Genomic DNA, 18,287 nt, shown 5'->3' with positions numbered 1-18,287 from the left:
ACGGCCCGCTGTGGGCTGCTGGGTCATCGCGGTCCTCACGTCGTGGTCGGCGACCGTTCCGCAACGGATGATTCCCCCGGCGGAAACGGATGGCAAGTGCTTGCAGAGTCTTGCACACCCGTCCGAACCCCCGCCGTACGCCCGGAAATGCGCGGCGCGCGGCGGTTGAGGGGAGGTCACGGCGGCATAACTCTCCGGGTCGCTTGCAAAATTTTTCTGCAAGGTCTTTCGAAACGATTGCACGGCTGTTACGTTCACGTCGCCCGGCGGCGGCAACGGCGCGGTCGGCAAGTCGGCAGGGCGGCAGACGGGGCCGCTCCCTGCACCACACGGGCTTAACCCTCAAGGAGAACTCATGCGGCGTGGCATAGCGGCCACCGCGCTGGTGGCGTCCCTCGCCCTCGCGGCGACGGCCTGCGGCGGCGACAGCGACAGCGGTGACAAGGCCGACGGCCCGGTCACCATCACCTGGTGGGACACCTCCAACGCGACCAACGAGGCGCCGACGTACAAGGCCCTGGTCAAGGAGTTCGAGGCCGCCAACAAGGACATCAAGGTCGACTACGTCAACGTCCCCTTCGACCAGGCGCAGAACAAGTTCGACACCGCCGCCGGTTCCAAGGGCGCCCCCGACGTGCTGCGCTCCGAGGTCGGCTGGACCCCCGCCTTCGCCAAGAAGGGCTTCTTCCTGCCGCTGGACGGCACCGAGGCCCTCGCCGACCAGAGCGAGTTCAAGCCCAACCTGATCGAGCAGGCCAAGTACGAGGGCAAGACGTACGGCGTCCCGTTCACCACGGACACCCTGGCGTTCGTCTACAACAAGGAACTCTTCGAGAAGGCCGGCGTCGAGGCTCCCAAGACCTGGGACGACCTGAAGAAGGCCGCCGCCACCATCAAGGAGAAGACCGGCGTCGACGGCTACTGGGGCTCCACCGCGGGCTACTACGCCCAGCCCTTCCTCTACGGCGAGGGCACCGACACCGTCGACGTCGACGCCAAGAAGATCACCGTGAAGTCGCCCGAGGCCAAGAAGGCCTACGGCACCTGGCTGGACCTCTTCGAGGGCAAGGGCCTGCACAAGGCCGACACCACCGCCGACGCCTACGCCCACATCCAGGACGCGTTCGTCAACGGCAAGGTCGCCTCGATCATCCAGGGCCCGTGGGAGATCACCAACTTCTACAAGGGCTCCGCCTTCAAGGACAAGAACAACCTCGGCATCGCCACCGTCCCGGCCGGCTCCGCGGGCAAGGCGGGCGCCCCGACCGGCGGCCACAACCTGTCGGTCTACGCCGGTTCCACCGAGGCGAAGCAGAAGGCCGCGCTGAAGTTCGTCAACTTCATGACCTCGGCCAAGGCGCAGGAGACCATCGCGCTGAAGAACTCCACGCTGCCCACGCGTGACGACGCCTACACCGACAAGGTCAAGGCCGACCCGGGCATCGCCGGCTACCAGACGGTCCTCGGGGCCGCCCAGCCGCGCCCGGCCCTGCCCGAGTACAGCTCGCTGTGGGGTCCGCTGGACGACGAGCTGCCCCAGATCGCGGGCGGCAAGGAGTCCCTGGACAAGGGGCTGGGCGACGCGGAGACCGCGATCGCCAAGCTGGTGCCGGACTTCAGCAAGTAATGCCCGCGCGGCCGCCGGATCCGCTTCCAGGAGGGGAGGGTCCGGCGGCCGCCGGCCTGTGTGCCGTACTCCTTGATCATCCAGAAGGTGCCGAACCATGACAGTCGCCATCGACCGCGCGACCGGCAAGCGCCGCGGTGACCGCGCGCCCCGGCCCGGGCCGGTCCGCCGCCTCAAGCGCGGATTCCAGAAGCATTGGTACGCCTACGCCATGATCGCGCCGGTGGCCGTCGTGCTCGGCGTCATCGTGCTGTACCCCCTGGCGTACGGCTTCTACCTCACCCTGACCGACGCCGACAGCCTCAACTCGGCCCGCACCATCGGCGTCAACGAGATCGAGGCCACCTACAAGTTCATCGGCCTGGACAACTACGCCGACATCCTGTGGGGCGAGACGGCCTACGACCGCTTCTGGTCGCACTTCATCTGGACGATCGTGTGGACGGCGGCCTGCGTCGCCCTGCACTACGGCATCGGCCTGGGCCTCGCCCTGCTGCTCAACCAGAAGCTGCGGGGCCGCACCCTCTACCGGCTGATCCTCATCCTGCCGTGGGCCGTGCCGACCTTCGTCACGGTCTTCGGCTGGCGCTTCATGCTCGCCGACGCCGGCCTCATCAACTCCGGCCTGGACGCCCTCGGCCTGCCGACGCCCCAGTGGCTGGAGGACACCTTCTGGCAGCGGTTCGCCGCGATCATGGTCAACACCTGGTGCGGTGTGCCGTTCATGATGGTCTCCCTGCTCGGCGGGCTGCAGTCCATCGACGCGAGCCTGTACGAGGCGGCCGAGATGGACGGCGCGAACGCCTGGCAGCGGTTCCGCCACGTCACCCTGCCCGGGCTGCGCTCGGTCAGCTCCACCGTCGTCCTGCTCGGCATCATCTGGACCTTCAACCAGTTCGCCATCATCTTCCTGCTGTTCGGCAACACCGCCCCGGACGCCCAGATCCTCGTGACCTGGGCCTACCAGCTGGGCTTCGGGCAGCAGCCGCGCGAGTTCGCCGAGTCCGCGGCCTACGGCATGCTGCTGCTGGCCATCCTGGTCGTCTTCACCTCCTTCTACCGCCGCTGGCTGAACCGCAATGAGCAGCAGCTCGCGATCTGAGGCAGGAGTCCCCATGAGCACCTCGACCATCACCACCACTGCTCCGGCGGACCGGCCTGCCGACGACTCGCTCCCGCCCCGCACAGTGCGCCGGCGCGGCGAGAGCAGCCCCCTGGCCCGCCTCACCTCGCACGGCATCCTGATCGTCGCCAGCCTGATCGCGCTGTTCCCGGTCGCCTGGCTGGTCTTCCTGTCCCTCGGCCCGGACGAGGACGACTATCTGCGCCCCGGCGGCATCTGGGGCAAGATGACGCTCGACAACTACACGTTCGTGCTGCAGAACACGAACTTCTTCGACTGGCTGAAGAGCTCGCTGATCGTCTCGCTCGGCACCACGCTCATCGGCGTCCTGGTCGCCGCCACCACCGGCTACGCGGTGTCCCGCATGCGCTTCCCGGGCTACAAGAAGTTCATGTGGGTGCTCCTGCTCACCCAGATGTTCCCGGTGGCCGTCCTGATGGTCCCGATGTACCAGATCCTCTCGGACCTGCAGCTCATCGACAGCTACCTTGGACTCATCCTCGTCTACTGCTCGACGGCGGTGCCGTACTGCGCCTGGCTGATGAAGGGCTACTTCGACACCATCCCGTTCGAGATCGACGAGGCGGGACGGGTCGACGGGCTGACCCCCATCGGCACGTTCGTGCGGCTGATCCTGCCGCTCGCCAAGCCGGGTCTGGCGGTCGCCGCGTTCTACAGTTTCATCACCGCGTTCGGCGAGGTCGCCTTCGCCACGACGTTCATGCTCGACGACGAGAAGTACACGCTCGCCGTCGGTCTGCAGAGCTTCGTCAGCGAGCACGACGCACAGCGCAACCTCATGGCCGCCACCGCGGTCCTGATCGCGATACCCGTCTCCGCGTTCTTCTACCTCGTGCAGAAGAACCTGGTGACCGGCCTCACCGCCGGCGGCACGAAGGGCTGACCCCCTTCCGTACGAGGCTCCCGCGTGCCTGACCACGCGGGTAGGCGGCCGCGGTGCCCTCCCCAAGCTCTTCGCGCAGGGAGGGACCCCAGACCCCGCTGACACCGCGGCCGCCTCGTCTCCCGGCCGCCCGCCCACTCGCTCCCTGCCCGCACTCGTATCAAGGACGACATGAGCCAGCAGCACTCCGCCGCCCCGGCCCCGACCCCCACGACCGACGCGGCCGTCGCCACCGTCGCCAGGCGCCGCAGCGACTGGTGGCGGGACGCGGTGATCTACCAGGTGTACCCGCGCAGCTTCGCCGACAGCAACGGCGACGGCATGGGTGACCTGGAGGGCATCCGCTCCCGCCTGCCGTACCTGCGCGACCTCGGTGTGGACGCCGTGTGGCTCAGCCCCTTCTACGCCTCCCCGCAGGCCGACGCCGGCTACGACGTCGCCGACTACCGCGCCGTCGATCCCATGTTCGGCACCCTGCTCGACGCGGACGCGCTGATCCGGGACGCCCACCGGCTGGGCCTGAGGATCATCGTCGACCTCGTGCCCAACCACTCCTCCGACCAGCACGAGTGGTTCAAGCGGGCCGTCGCCGAGGGTCCCGGATCGCCGCTGCGGGACCGCTACCACTTCCGGCCCGGCAAGGGCGAGAACGGCGAGCTGCCGCCCAACGACTGGGAGTCGATCTTCGGCGGCCCGGCCTGGACCCGGGTGACCGAGCCCGACGGCACGCCCGGCGAGTGGTACCTGCACCTCTTCGCACCCGAGCAGCCCGACTTCAACTGGGAGCACCCGGCGGTCGGCGACGAGTTCCGCTCCATCCTCCGCTTCTGGCTGGACATGGGAGTGGACGGCTTCCGCATCGACGTCGCCCACGGCATGGTGAAGGCCGAGGGCCTGCCGGACCTCGGATCCCACGAGCAGCTGAAGCTGCTGGGCAACGATGTCATGCCGTTCTTCGACCAGGACGGCGTGCACGAGATCTACCGGCAGTGGCGCCGCATCCTCGACGAGTACTCCGGCGAGCGGATCTTCGTCGCGGAGGCGTGGACCCCGACCGTCGAGCGCACCGCCAACTACGTGCGCCCCGACGAGCTGCACCAGGCGTTCAACTTCCAGTACCTGGGCACCCACTGGGACGCCGAAGAGCTGCGTGAGGTCATCGACCGCACCCTGGAGGCGATGCGCCCGGTCGGCGCCCCCGCCACCTGGGTGCTGTCCAACCACGACGTCACCCGGCACGCCACCCGCTTCGCCAACCCGCCCGGCCTCGGCACCCAGATCCGCCTGGCCGGCGACCGCGAGCTGGGCCTGCGCCGGGCCCGCGCGGCGACGCTGCTGATGCTGGCGCTGCCCGGTTCGGCCTACGTCTACCAGGGCGAGGAGCTGGGCCTGCCGGACGTCGTGGACCTGCCGGACGAGGTGCGCCAGGACCCGGCGTACTTCCGGGGCGCGGGCCAGGACGGCTTCCGCGACGGCTGCCGGGTGCCGATCCCGTGGACCCGTACGGGCTCGTCGTACGGCTTCGGCGACGGCGGCAGCTGGCTGCCGCAGCCGGCGGGGTGGGGCGAGCTGAGCGTCGAGGCGCAGACCGGCGTGCCCGGTTCGACGCTGGAGCTCTACCGGGCCGCGCTCGCCGTGCGCCGGGAGCAGCCCGACCTGGGCGCGGGCGACGCGGTGGAGTGGCTGCGGGCACCCGAGGGGGTCCTCGCCTTCCGCCGCGGGGAGTTCGTGTGCGTCGCGAACACCACGGGGGAGTCGGTGACCACCCCGGCGTACGGGCGGGTGCTGCTCACCAGCGGTGAGGTGGTCGAGGCGGACGGCGAGGCGAAGGTCCCGGCCGACACCACCGTGTGGTGGACCACCGGCTGAGATCGTCCGGCCCGCAACTTTTTTCCTCCAAGTTGGTACGGCCCGCTGCCCTTTCGGGCGGCGGGCCTCTAACATCTGCGTTGCCGCAAGGTTGCTGAAGCTTTCAGCAAGAAGCTTCAGGCGTCCTCCAGCGGTCCCCACACCCTTCGATGAAGAAGGAAACCCCACATGGCACGCAGAAGCCTCGCCGGAGCCGTCGCCCTCGCGGCCGCCTCGGTTGTCATGACCCCGACGGCCGCGGAGGCCTCGCCCCCCGGCACCAAGGACGTCACCGCCGTCCTCTTCGAGTGGAACTTCGCCTCGGTCGCCCGCGAGTGCACCAACACCCTGGGCCCCGCCGGATACGGATACGTGCAGGTCTCACCACCCGCCGAGCACATACAGGGCTCCACGTGGTGGACGTCGTACCAGCCGGTGAGCTACAGGATCGCCGGCCGGCTCGGTGACCGCACCGCGTTCCGGAACATGGTGAACACCTGCCACGCGGCCGGCGTGAAGGTCGTCGTCGACACGGTCATCAACCACATGTCCGCGGGCAACGGCACCGGCACCGGCGGCTCGCCGTACACGAAGTACGACTACCCCGGTCTGTACTCCCGGTACGACTTCGACAACTGCACCTCGCAGATCACCACCTACCAGGACCGCTGGAACGTCCAGAACTGCGAGCTGGTCGGCCTCGCCGACCTCGACACCGGCGAGGAGTACGTCCGCAAGACCATCGCCGGGTACATGAACGACCTGCTCTCCCTCGGCGTGGACGGCTTCCGCATCGACGCCGCCAAGCACATGCCGGCCGCCGACCTCGCCGACATCAAGTCCCGGCTGACCAACCCCTCGGCCTACTGGAAGCAGGAGGTCATCCACGGCAGCGGAGAGGCCGTCCAGCCCGCCGAGTACACGGGCAACGGCGACGTCCAGGAGTTCCGCTACGCCTACGACCTCAAGCGGGTCTTCACCAACGAGAACCTCGCCTACCTGAAGAACTACGGCGAGGGCTGGGGCTACCTGAACAGCTCCGTCTCCGGCGTCTTCGTCGACAACCACGACACCGAGCGCAACGGCTCCACGCTCAGCTACAAGGACAACGCCGCCTACACCCTGGCCAACGTCTTCATGCTGGCCTGGCCCTACGGCGCCCCGGACATCAACTCCGGCTACGAGTTCTCCGACCACGACGCCGGCCCGCCGAACGGCGGCCGGGTGGACGCCTGCTGGCAGAGCGGCTGGAAGTGCCAGCACGCCTGGCCGGAGATCAGGTCCATGGTCGCCTTCCGCAACGCCACCCGGGGCCAGGCGGTGACCGACTGGTGGGACAACGGCGGCGACGCGATCGCCTTCGGCCGGGGCAGCAAGGGCTTCGTGGCCATCAACCACGAGTCCGGCTCCCTGACCCGCACCTACCAGACCTCCCTCCCGGCGGGCACGTACTGCAACGTCCAGAACAACACGACGGTGAAGGTGGACGGTTCGGGCCGCCTCACCGCCACCCTGGGCTCCCGCACGGCCCTCGCGGTGTACGCGGGCAAGTCCTCCTGCTGAACGCGCGCCGGCCGTGCCGCTGTTCACCGGCGGCGCGGCCGACGCCGGCACGCAAGTCCTTACTGTTACTTTCACACCTCTTGCTGTAACGCTTTCAACGGCGGTACGGTCGCGCCGGCGCCCCGGTGACGTGGCCGAAACAGGTCGTGCCGTGGCGCGGGGTCGGACCCAATGAGCCGTAATCGCAAGGAGTTCACGCCTGTGATACCCAGATGGCCGGCGCCCGCGCGGCGCCGCACCGTGCAGGGAAGACGGGTCGCCGCCGTCACCGTGGCCGCGCTCGCCGCCACCCTCGTCCAGCCGCTCGCCGCCGGCGCCGCCACCCCGCCGGCGCCCCCCTCGGACGCGAAGCTCGCCGCGTCCCCCGCGCGGCACGACCTGACCCGCGAGCAGTTCTACTTCGTCCTGCCGGACCGTTTCGCCAACGGCGACGCGAAGAACGACCGCGGCGGGCTGACCGGTTCCCGGCTCAGCACCGGGTACGACCCCACCGACAAGGGCTTCTACCAGGGCGGCGACCTCAAGGGCCTCACCGAGAAGCTCGACTACATCAAGGGGCTCGGCACCACCGCCATCTGGATGGCGCCGATCTTCAAGAACCAGCCCGTGCAGGGCACCGGCAAGGACGCCTCCGCCGGCTACCACGGCTACTGGATCACCGACTTCACCCAGGTCGACCCGCACTTCGGCACCAACGAGGACCTCGAGACCCTCATCGACAAGGCCCACGCCAAGGGCATGAAGGTCTTCTTCGACGTCATCACCAACCACACCGCCGACGTCGTCGACTACGAGGAGAAGTCCTACGACTACCTCTCCAAGGGCGCCTTCCCGTACCTGACGAAGGACGGCGAGCCCTTCGACGACGCCGACTACGCCGACGGCTCCCGCCGGTTCCCCCGCGTCGACGCGGACTCCTTCCCGCGCACGCCGGTCGTCCCCGCCGCGAAGAAGCGGCTCAAGGTCCCGTCCTGGCTCAACGACCCGCAGATGTACCACAACCGGGGCGACTCCACCTTCGCCGGCGAGTCCAGCACGCACGGCGACTTCTCCGGGCTCGACGACCTGTGGACCGAGCGTCCCGAGGTCGTCAGCGGCATGGAGAAGATCTACCAGCGGTGGGTCAGGGACTTCGACATCGACGGCTTCCGGATCGACACCGTGAAGCACGTCAACATGGAGTTCTGGACCCAGTGGGCCACCGCCCTGGACGCCTACGCGGCCAAGAAGGGCCGGGACGACTTCTTCATGTTCGGCGAGGTCTACTCCGCCGACACGGACGTCACCTCCCCGTACGTCACCCAGGGCCGCCTGGACGCCACCCTCGACTTCCCCTTCCAGGAGGCGGCCCGCCGGTACGCCTCCCAGGGCGGCAGCGCGAAGAGCCTCGCGGCGGTCTTCGGCGACGACTACAAGTACACGACCGGCCGGTCCAACGCCTACGAGCAGGTCACCTTCCTCGGCAACCACGACATGGGCCGCATCGGGACGTTCCTGAAGCAGGACAACCCGAAGGCGTCCGACGCCGAACTGCTGAAGAAGGACATGCTCGCCAACGAGCTGATGTTCCTCAGCCGCGGCAACCCGGTCGTCTACTACGGCGACGAGCAGGGCTTCACCGGTGCCGGCGGCGACAAGGACGCCCGCCAGACCCTGTTCGCCTCCCGTACCGCCGACTACCTCGACGACGACCTGATCGGCAGCGACCGCACCCACGCCGAGGACACCTACGACACGCGCTCACCGCTCTACCGGCAGATCAGCGCCCTCGCGAAGCTCCGCAAGGCCCACCCGGCCCTCACCGACGGCATCCAGCAGGAGCGCCACGCGGACGACGGCGCCGGCGTCTACGCCTTCTCCCGCACCGGCACGGAGAAGGACACCACCGAGTACGTGGTCGCCTTCAACAACGCCGACGAGGCGAAGAAGGCCACCTTCGCGACCGGCTCCGCCCGGATGACGTTCCGGGGCATCCACGGCACCGACGCCTCCGTCACCAGCGACGCCGACAAGAAGATCACCGTCACCGTCCCGGCCGGCTCGGCGATCGTCCTCAAGGCCTCCGGCCCGCTCGCGAAGCCCGCCGCGAAGCCCACGATCACCCTCAAGGCCCCGGAGGCCGGCGCCACCGGCACCGTCGAGCTCACCGCCGACGTCGACGGGGGCCGGCTCAACCGGGTCGTCTTCGCCGCCCAGACCGGCAACGGCAGGTGGCAGACCCTCGGCTCCGCCGACCACGCCCCCTACAAGGTCACCCACACCATCGGCGCGGACGTCCCCGCCGGCACCGCCCTGCGCTACAAGGCCGTCGTGATCGACTCGGCCGGCCGCACCGCGAGCGCCCTGGCCGCCTCCACCACCGGCACCCCGCCCGTCGAGGCCCCGCCCACCGCCGCCTCCCGCGACTACGCGGTCGTCCACTACAAGCGCGCGGACGGGAACTACGACGACTGGGGCCTGTACGCCTGGGGCGACCTCGCCGACGGCGAGGCCACCGAGTGGCCGAAGAGCCACCCCTTCACCGGCCGCGACGCCTACGGCGCCTTCGCCTACGTCAAGCTCAAGCCCGGCGCCTCCGACGTGGGCTTCCTGGTGATCGACAAGGACGGAAACAAGGACGTCTCCACCGACCGCACCATCGACGTCACCCGGACCGGCGAGGTCTGGATCGAGCAGGGCGAGGAGACCGTCACCACCGAGCGGCCCGACTACCCGGCGCAGGACAAGAGCAAGGCGGTGCTCCACTACCACCGCGCCGACGGGAACTACGACGGCTGGGGCCTGCACGTGTGGACCGGCGCCGCGAACCCCACCGACTGGTCGAACCCCCTGAAGCCGGTGAAGACTGATGCCTATGGCGCGGTCTTCGAGGTGCCGCTCACCGAGGGTGCCACCAGCCTCGGCTACATCGTCCACAAGGGCGACGAGAAGGACCTGCCCACCGACCAGTCGCTCGACCTCAAGGCGAACGGCCACGAGGTGTGGCTGTTGAGCGGCCAGGAGAAGTACCTGCTGCCGCAGCCCGCCGGTTCCGCGGCCGCCCTCGACCCGACCACCTCCAAGGCGGTCTGGATCGACCGGGACACCGTGGTCTGGGACGGCTCCGGCGCCGCCGCCTCCACCCAGCTCCTCGCCTCCCGCACCGGCTCCGTCAAGGTGCAGGACGGCACGCTCACGAGCGACGACGAGCGCTGGCTCCGCCTGACGAAGACGTCCCTCACCGACGCCCAGAAGGAGAGGTTCCCGCACCTGAAGGACGGCACCGCCTGGTCGGTCGACCCGCGCGACCGGGACCGGGTGCGCGAGGCCCTGCGCGGCCAGGTCGTCGCCTCCCAGCGCGCCGCGAGCGGCGCCGTGCTCGCCGCGACCGGCGTGCAGATCGGGGGCGTCCTGGACGACCTGTACGCCGCCGAGGCGACGAAGGCGGAGCTCGGCCCGGTCTTCCGGAACGGCCGCCCCACGCTCTCCGTGTGGGCGCCGACCGCCCAGGACGTCTCCCTGGAGATCGGCGGCTCCACGGTCCGGATGAAGCGCGACGACGCCACCGGCGTCTGGTCCGTCACCGGCCCGGGTTCCTGGAAGGGCAAGCCCTACCGGTACGCCGTGAAGGTCTGGGCGCCCGAGGCCCGCGGGATCGTCACCAACAAGGTCACCGACCCCTACTCGGTGGCCCTCACGACCGACTCCGAGCGCAGCCTCGTCGTCGACCTCGGCGACCGGAGCCTCGCCCCCGAGGGCTGGGCGACCCTCGACAAGCCGAGGGCCGTGCCGCTGAAGGACGCCCAGATCCAGGAACTGCACATCCGGGACTTCTCCGTGGAGGACCGGACGGCGGAGCACCGGGGCACCTACCTGGCCTTCACCGACAAGGACAGCGACGGCAGCAGGCACCTGAAGGAGCTCGCCGAGGCGGGCACCTCGTACGTCCACCTCCTCCCGGCCTTCGACATCGCCACCGTCCCGGAGCGGAAGTCCGACCAGGCGACCGTCGACTGCGACCTCGCCTCCTACCCGGCCGACTCCGGCAAGCAGCAGGAGTGCGTGGCGAAGTCCGCCGCCGAGGACGCCTACAACTGGGGCTACGACCCGTACCACTACACGGTCCCCGAGGGCTCCTACGCCACCGACCCGGACGGCACCGCCCGCACGGTCGAGTTCCGCGAGATGGTCAAGGCGCTCAACGAGGACGGCCTGCGCGTCGTCATGGACGTCGTCTACAACCACACCGCGGCGAGCGGCCAGGCGAAGACGTCCGTGCTCGACCGGATCGTGCCCGGCTACTACCAGCGGCTGCTCGCCGACGGCTCGGTCGCCAACAGCACCTGCTGCGCCAACACGGCCACCGAGAACGCCATGATGGGCAAGCTCGTCGTCGACTCGGTCGTCACCTGGGCCAAGGAGTACAAGGTCGACGGCTTCCGCTTCGACCTCATGGGCCACCACCCGAAGGCCAACATCCTCGCCGTCCGCAAGGCCCTCGACGCGCTCACCCCCGAGAAGGACGGCGTCGACGGCAAGAAGATCATCCTGTACGGCGAGGGCTGGAACTTCGGCGAGATCGCCGACGACGCCCGCTTCGTCCAGGCCACGCAGAAGAACATGGCCGGCACCGGCATCGCCACCTTCTCCGACCGGGCCCGTGACGCCGTGCGCGGCGGCGGCCCCTTCGACGAGGACCCCGGCGTCCAGGGCTTCGCCTCCGGCCTCTACACCGACCCCAACTCCTCGAAGAGCAACGGCACCGAGGCCGAGCAGAAGGCCCGCCTCCTGCACTACCAGGACCTGATCAAGGTGGGCCTGAGCGGCAACCTCGCCGACTACACCTTCACCGACACCAGCGGCAGGGAGGTCAAGGGCTCCCAGGTCGACTACAACGGCGCTCCCGCCGGATACGCGGACGCGCCCGGCGACGCCCTCGCCTACGCGGACGCGCACGACAACGAGACGCTGTTCGACGCGCTCGCCTTCAAGCTGCCGAAGGACACGGCGGCCGCGGACCGGGCGCGCATGCAGGTCCTCGCCATGGCGACGGCCGCCCTCTCACAGGGCCCGGCGCTCTCCCAGGCGGGCACCGACCTGCTGCGCTCCAAGTCCCTGGACCGCAACTCCTACGACAGCGGCGACTGGTTCAACGCCATCCACTGGAACTGCGCGGACGGCAACGGCTTCGGCCGCGGTCTGCCGCCGGCCGCCGACAACGAGGACAAGTGGCCCTACGCGCAGCCCCTGCTGGGCGCGGTGAAGGTCGGCTGCCCGCAGATCGAGGGCGCCTCGGCCGCGTACCGGGACCTGCTGAGGATCCGTACGACGGAGAAGGTCTTCTCCCTCGACACGGCCGCGCAGGTGCAGTCCCGGCTGTCCTTCCCGCTGTCCGGGAAGGGCGAGACGCCCGGCGTGATCACCATGGCCCTCGGTGACCTGGTCGTGGTGTTCAACGCGACGCCAAAGAAGCAGGAGCAGCGCGTCGCCGGGCTCGCCGGGACGGGCTACCGCCTGCACCCGGTGCAGGCGGCGGGCGGGGACGCGGTGGTGAAGACCTCGTCCTACGCGGAGGACACCGGCACGTTCACCGTTCCGGCGCGCACGGTCGCCGTGTTCACCACGGCCGGCTGACCCCGTAAGGAGCTGCGGATAGTGTGAGCCCTCCGACCCGGAACAGGAGGGCTCATGCCGCAGATCACCGTCGACTACTCCGAGCGACTGGCGGACGGCTTCGACCGGCCCGCCTTCGCGCGGGACCTGCACACCGCCGTCGTCGAGATCGCGGCCGCCAAGCCGCCCGCGTGCAAGACGCGGTTCCGCCGGACGGAGGACGTCGTGGTCGGCCCCGACACCGACGGGCACGCCCTCGTCCACGTCCACATCGGCCTGCTGGCCGGGCGCACGGACGAGACCAAGGCCCGGCTCACCGAGACCGTGCTCGAACTGCTGCGGCAGTACGTGAAGCCGGCCGGCGACGTGGTGCTGCACGCCTCCGCCGAGGTGCGCGACCTCGACCCGTCGTACCGGAAGTTCGAGAGCGAGTAGGGACTCACCGGTCACCGGTCGACGGACGGGTTCACGGCAGGTCGTCGCGTCCCAGCCACGCCGGCCGCACCGGTACTCCGTCCGCGTCCAGCTCGGCCTGCCGCGCCGCCGGCTCACCCGGTGGCGCGGCCGGTGCCCCGGCCGAGGGCGCCGGGGCGCGGGGCGCGTCGGAGTCCTCCAGCAGTTCCGCCACGGTGAACCGGGTCGCGAACGACTGCCACGCCCCGTCGACGACGAGCAGGAACCCGTCGTTCTCCCGCAGGAGGCGACGGCGCCCGGGGTTCGCGGGGTGCTCGGGCACGTGGTTCCGCGCCCGCCGCTCCAGCTCCGCGAGCGCCTCCTCCCGAGACCCGGTGACGTGCGCCACCACATGTGCCTCCACGTGCTTGCGCTGCCCGATGCCCACGGTCGTCTCGACGACCAGGCCCCACGTCGTCCCGGTGCTCACCGGGACGCCAGTGCGATGAGCCGGCCCGCCAGATCGGTGAACGGCCCGTCGCCCGGCTCGTTCTCGAGCAGGCCGCGCAGCAGCGTGGCCAGCTCCTCGTCGTGGGCGGCGGCGACGGCGGCGAGCGCGGCGAAGTCGTGCACCAGCTGGGTCTCCAGTTCGGTGCGCGGGACGCGCCGCCCGTCCAGCCAGATCAGCGCCGTCGACTCGACGAGCGAGATCCAGGAACGGACGACCAGGTCCAGCCGCGCCGGCGCCGGGCCCACCACGCCCAGATGCGACAGCATCTGGTCGTACGCGGCCTGCCGCACGGAGTCGATCAACGCGTTGGTGGTCGAGGAGCCGACCGCCGGGCCGCCGCGCATCAGGGCGGAGAAACCGGGGCCGTGGTCGTCGACGAAGTCGAAGAACCGGCCCATCACACGCAGCAGCCGAGCCCCCAGCGGGCCCTCGTGCGGCTCGGCGAACCGGGACGCCAGGTCGTCCGCGGCACGCTTCAACGCGGCCTCGTACAGGCTGAGTTTGCCGGGGAAGTAGTGGTAGACCAGCGGGCGGGAGATGCCTGCCGCCGACGCTATCTCGTCGATGGAGACGTCGTCGGGCGAACGGCGGCTGAACAGTTCGAGGGCGACGCCGATCAACTGCTGCCGCCGCTCCTCGACTCCCATTCTGCGGCGTACCCCGGTAGTCATGCGAACACCTTACCGATCGAATTCGGCCTCGAACGGTCCGGACCCGTCGGCGGTGTTCATCCGGCTACCGCAGCCCGCTGATCGACCGCCCGTCCTTCAGCGTGCCCTTGAGATCGGCCCGGGCGCCCCGCTCGGCGCGGACGGTCAGCAGATGCCCCCGGGCCGACCCCTCGACCCCGCCCGTCGCCCTGACGGACGCCGTGTCGCGGCTGCCGGCGGCCAGCAGGTACCAGGCGCCCGCCCCGGACTTCCACAGCACCCCGGCGAGCACCCGCGGCTCGCGCGCCCCGCACGCCGGCACGTCCTCGGCCTTCGCCGTCACCGCCCCGGACCGCCCGCCCGGCGTGTGGAACTGCGCCAGCACCCGGGCACCGCCGCCCCGCCAGGTCTCGGCGCGCGTGCACGCCCACACCGCCGATCCGCTCGCGTCGGGCAGCGGCTGTTCGGCGAACGCCCAGACGTTCACGCTCCGTACGCCCGCGGAGCGCATCGCGCTCAGCGAGCAGGCGAACGGCGCCCAGGCGCCGACGGACGTACCGTCCGTGCCGGGCCGCCCCGCGGTCAGCCGGGCCGGGACCAGCTCGCCGAGGTCGGTCACCAGACGGGTGCCGGTGCCGTCGGCCAGCTGCAGCACGCGCCACGAGGTGCACGGCCCCGGTTTCAGGGCCGGGCTGGGCAGGGGCGGGGTCACCCCGTCGGTGAGCGTGAGGTCCGTCGCGGCGGAGTCCGGCTCGCGCAGGTCCCGCTCGCCCGCTCCCCGCACCCAGGGCGCCGTCAGATAGCGGACGTTGCCGTCGGTCCGGCCCAGCACCACCGCGCCCGCCCCGGCCCGGCCGGCCCCGTCGACCCGGGCGAAGTCGAGTGCCGCACCGCGCGCGCCGTCCACCGGTTCGGCGTACCGGGCGATGCGCAGACCGTCGTGGAGGATCACCACGCGCGCGTTGTCGACCGTCCCCGCGTACAGCAGCTGGGGCGGCCCGGCCGGGCCGCCGGAGGGGGTGCCGGGGGTCGCCGACACCCGGACGCTCCCGCCCGGCCGGGCCCAGACGGTGAGGGCGCGGCGCAGCAGGGCCCTGTCGCCGGTGAGGTCGCCGCGTGCCGGCCACACCGAGAAGTCGACGCGTGCGGAGGTCTTCCAGGCGGTGGGGGAGACCCGGGTCAGTTTCCCGGGGTCCAGCGCCGCCCGCGCGGCCGGGTTCTGCGCGTACGGGGGAGCGGCGGCGCCGTCGGGGGCCCGGCCGTCACCCGCCGGTCCGAGCAGCGCCCCGCAGACGGCGAGCGCGGCCCCGGCCACCAGTGTGGCGTTCAGATGACGGCGGCGGCGCAGCAGATCGGTCGGCCGGGCCTGCAGCGAGCAGGGGTCGAACTCGGGGGAGTCGAGCAGCCGGTACTCGTCGGGGACCCGGCCGGCCTCGTCCAGCGCGGCGTCCGCGTCGGTGACGCCCGCGGCCGTGAGGACCTCGCGCACGTCCCCGTCCGGGAGCCGCTCCAGACCACGCAGCACGTAGGCGGCGCGAGCCGGGCCGGAGAGCGCGGACAGCCGCTGGTCCAGGGCGAGTTCGTCGGCGCCGCCCGGGCGCGGGAACAGCTTCAGGCCCCACACCTGGGGCAGCAGCGGCGGCAGCTGCGCCCGCCTGGGCCACGCCCTGCGCCGCAGCGGCAGGCCGGCCTCCAGCGCCGTACGCACCACCTGGAGGCGGACCAGCGCGTACCCGGGGTCGCCGTCGCGGCCGGCCGGCTGGGAGGGGATCACCGGGGCCGGGGTGCGGGCGCGGGGCAGCGCGCGCTGGGTGAGGGAGTGCGCGGTCAGCACCCGCCTGCCACGTCCCATCCCGGACGGCAGCACCAGGTAGGCGAGCCGGACCAGCCGCGGATAGTGCTCGACGAGCGCGGCCTCGGCCTGCTCGACGTCCACGACCGGTCCGGCCGGGGAGGAGGGGGCGGGGTGACGGGCGGCATCCTGTGACTGCACGTTCAGCTGAACGAACGAATCGGCGGATGGTCACCCGACGGTGAACCGTCACTCCCCGGCGGGTTCGACGAGCAGGCGGGCGTAGGCGGCCATCGACCGCTGGTAGCGCGGGAGATGGCGAGCGAGGGCACCGAGGACCAGGGACAGCCCCTCGCGGTCACGGCCCGCATCGGACAGGCACAGCGCCAGACAGGCGCGCACGGCGTCGTCCAGCTCGTCGGACGGGGCGTCCAGTTCGGGCGTCAGCAGCCGTATGCCCTCCTCCGCCCGGCCGGTGTTCCGCAGCGAACTGGCCAACTGGATCCTCGCCCGTCTCGCTTTGTGACGGCTCTCCTCGGCGAGCCCGCCGTCCAGTGCCTGCCGGTAGAGCGGAACCGCCTTGTCGGAGTGGCCCGTGGAGTCCCAGGCGCAGGCCTGCTCGAAGGGACCCAGCGGACTGTCCTCGGGCAGTTCGGCCACGAGCGCGTCGATCACGGCGCGGAAGGCCGGCGCGTCGTCCTCCGCGCAGTCGTCGAAGCCGGCCCAGGCGGCGGCCACGCGATCTTCCCAGTCGTTGTTCATCGGGCCACTGTCACACGCGCGGGCCCGTCGCCGCACCGGGGATTGAGCGCTCCGGGCGCGGTGGCCGTATCGAAGGCGAGAGGGCCCCGTGCCGGGGCTCCGTGCGGCATGCCGCCGTCGAGGACCGGAGGAACACATGAGGGTGACCCGACCGATGCTCGCGCTGACCGGCGCGGTGGTGGCACTGGCGCTGACGGGCTGCGGCTCCGGCGGCGAGGGTCAGGGCGACGGGGAGGGCAAGGTGCCGGTGACCGCGACCGGCAGCCTCGAGCGTCTGGCCGCCGAGGTGAAGTGCAAGCCGAACGTGCAGACGGACGCCGACGAGATCCGGCAGGCCCTCTGCGGCAACGGCGACGGCAAGTTCGTCCTCGCCACCTTCGCCACCGACCGCGGCCAGCGCGAGTGGCTGAACGGAGCGAAGGACTACGGCGGCTACTACCTCGTCGGCCGCAAATGGGTCGCCGTCGGCCAGGAGAAGACGGTCACCCGGCTGCGGTCCGCGCTCGGCGGCACGCTGGAGGAAGGGTCCGAGCACATGAACCCCGGTGGCAGCCACAACCGCGGTGACCACGGCGGCGACGGTCCCCACGGCTGACCCCGCGGCACCGGGCACACGAAGAGGCCGGCGGTGGGGGATTCCCACCGCCGGCCTCCCGCTCACCGGTTCAGGGCTACTGGCAGTCCTGGCCGCTGTTGATGCAGTCGACCATCTCGTTCATCAGGTCCTCGTCGAAGAAGTTGATGAAGTCGTTGTGGTCGGTGATCGGCTTGTGCAGCTGCTCCGGGAAGGAGTCCACCGCGAACGGGTTCACGAGCTGCCCGTTGTCGATCTGCGGGGCCGGGATGTCGTAGACCAGGCGGACCTGGAGCTGGGGGATGGCCCGGAAGCCGTTCGAGCAGCTGCCGTCCGCCTCGACGAAGTCGACGTGTGTGCGGTGGTTGGCGCTGTCGGTGTTCTGGCCGTCCCAGCAGCTCTGGAAGTTGGACGTCCGGACGACGCTGCTGCCCTCGGGGCAGATCGGGTACTTGTCCGTCACCTGACGGTCCTCGAAGCCGGTGCAGCTCCAGGAGGTGTTGGCGTTGTTCAGGCCGTTGGTGAAGGACTTGGCGTCACCGGTGATGATGCGCAGGCCCGTCGGCATCGCGACGACGTCGCTCGTCCGGTTGCCGACGAACCTCAGCTCCGCCTCGCTGGGCTCGACGATCCTGCCGACGTTGCCGTCCTGACCGCCACCGGGCTGGTTCTGGTCGATGTCCTGCGAACCGTCCTGGATCCGCAGGACCGGCCAGAAGTACGTCGACCTGTCGCCCTGGTTCTGGCAGGTGGTCTCGCCGCCCGCCAGGTCCTCGTCGCTCGCGAAGGCGTTGTTGGCCTGGTTGCCGACGTAGTCGTGCTGGTGCTGCGCACCGTTGCTGACACCGGGAGCGACGATCACGTTGTCCGAGTTGCGGTTCTCGTTCGCGTTGGTGCCGCAGTTCGTGGTGAAGCTGCCCGTCGAGCCGGTGTCGCCGTTCGCCGGCA

13 protein-coding genes are annotated in these 18,287 nt (G+C 70.7%); 8 read left to right on the top strand and 5 right to left on the bottom strand.

The features are described 5' to 3' along the window. The first annotated feature begins 355 nt into the window (after nt 1–355). The 7 genes from RIM90_RS14650 to RIM90_RS14620 all read left to right on the top strand — a co-directional run bounded on the left by RIM90_RS14650 (nt 356) and on the right by RIM90_RS14620 (nt 13,092). Nucleotides 356–1,627, top strand: coding sequence for an extracellular solute-binding protein (locus RIM90_RS14650; RefSeq protein WP_309061129.1), 1,272 nt, complete (start codon nt 356–358; stop codon nt 1,625–1,627). 97 nt (nt 1,628–1,724) lie between these two features. Continuing rightward, the gene (locus RIM90_RS14645; protein ID WP_309061128.1) at nt 1,725–2,729 is read left to right on the top strand and encodes a sugar ABC transporter permease; all 1,005 of its coding nucleotides are present in this window, start codon (nt 1,725–1,727) and stop codon (nt 2,727–2,729) included. A gap of 13 nt (nt 2,730–2,742) precedes the next feature. Further along, nucleotides 2,743–3,654 carry a sugar ABC transporter permease gene (locus RIM90_RS14640; protein WP_309061127.1) on the top strand — a complete coding sequence of 304 codons (912 nt, stop codon included), beginning with the start codon at nt 2,743–2,745 and terminating at the stop codon, nt 3,652–3,654. A gap of 171 nt (nt 3,655–3,825) precedes the next feature. After that, complete coding sequence (locus tag RIM90_RS14635; RefSeq protein ID WP_309061126.1) at nt 3,826–5,523, top strand: glycoside hydrolase family 13 protein; 1,698 nt, start codon at nt 3,826–3,828, stop codon at nt 5,521–5,523. A 168-nt stretch (nt 5,524–5,691) separates the two neighbouring features. Next, nucleotides 5,692–7,065 carry an alpha-amylase family protein gene (locus tag RIM90_RS14630; RefSeq protein ID WP_309061125.1) on the top strand — a complete coding sequence of 458 codons (1,374 nt, stop codon included), beginning with the start codon at nt 5,692–5,694 and terminating at the stop codon, nt 7,063–7,065. A gap of 201 nt (nt 7,066–7,266) precedes the next feature. After that, nucleotides 7,267–12,678: a pullulanase-type alpha-1,6-glucosidase gene (pulA, locus tag RIM90_RS14625; protein ID WP_309061124.1), complete on the top strand. Its 5,412-nt coding sequence runs from the start codon at nt 7,267–7,269 to the stop codon at nt 12,676–12,678. Between the two features lie 54 nt (nt 12,679–12,732). Next, complete coding sequence (locus RIM90_RS14620) at nt 12,733–13,092, top strand: 5-carboxymethyl-2-hydroxymuconate Delta-isomerase (RefSeq protein ID WP_309061123.1); 360 nt, start codon at nt 12,733–12,735, stop codon at nt 13,090–13,092. A 31-nt stretch (nt 13,093–13,123) separates the two neighbouring features. Here RIM90_RS14620 and RIM90_RS14615 read toward each other — a convergent pair whose 3' ends face one another. The 4 genes from RIM90_RS14615 to RIM90_RS14600 all read right to left on the bottom strand — a co-directional run bounded on the left by RIM90_RS14615 (nt 13,124) and on the right by RIM90_RS14600 (nt 16,765). Then, a complete protein-coding gene (locus tag RIM90_RS14615; protein WP_309061122.1) occupies nt 13,124–13,540 on the bottom strand; it encodes a hypothetical protein in 417 nt (138 codons plus the stop codon). Next, complete coding sequence (locus RIM90_RS14610) at nt 13,537–14,232, bottom strand: TetR/AcrR family transcriptional regulator (protein ID WP_309061121.1); 696 nt, start codon at nt 14,230–14,232, stop codon at nt 13,537–13,539. Before RIM90_RS14610 ends, RIM90_RS14615 begins: the two co-directional genes overlap by 4 nt. Nucleotides 14,233–14,296: 64 nt before the next feature. Further along, on the bottom strand, nt 14,297–16,204 hold the full coding sequence (locus RIM90_RS14605; RefSeq protein WP_309061120.1) for a hypothetical protein: 1,908 nt from the start codon (nt 16,202–16,204) through the stop codon (nt 14,297–14,299). 48 nt (nt 16,205–16,252) lie between these two features. Further along, entirely contained in the window at nt 16,253–16,765 is a 513-nt protein-coding gene (locus tag RIM90_RS14600; protein WP_309061119.1) for a tetratricopeptide repeat protein, read from the bottom strand. Between the two features lie 136 nt (nt 16,766–16,901). Between RIM90_RS14600 and RIM90_RS14595 the strand changes: the two genes are divergently transcribed. Next, nucleotides 16,902–17,360: a hypothetical protein gene (locus RIM90_RS14595; RefSeq protein WP_309061118.1), complete on the top strand. Its 459-nt coding sequence runs from the start codon at nt 16,902–16,904 to the stop codon at nt 17,358–17,360. Nucleotides 17,361–17,436: 76 nt separating this feature from the next. Here the strand turns inward: RIM90_RS14595 and RIM90_RS14590 are convergent. Continuing rightward, the coding region (locus RIM90_RS14590) for a DUF1996 domain-containing protein (RefSeq protein WP_309061117.1) at nt 17,437–18,287 on the bottom strand (851 nt) is incomplete at its 5' end.

The organism is Streptomyces sp., assembly GCF_031181555.1.
Classification (GTDB): Bacteria; Actinomycetota; Actinomycetes; order Streptomycetales; family Streptomycetaceae; genus Streptomyces; species Streptomyces fimbriatus.
The sequence above is the reverse complement of the archived record's forward strand: the minus strand, read 5'-3'. Positions and strand labels throughout refer to the sequence as shown.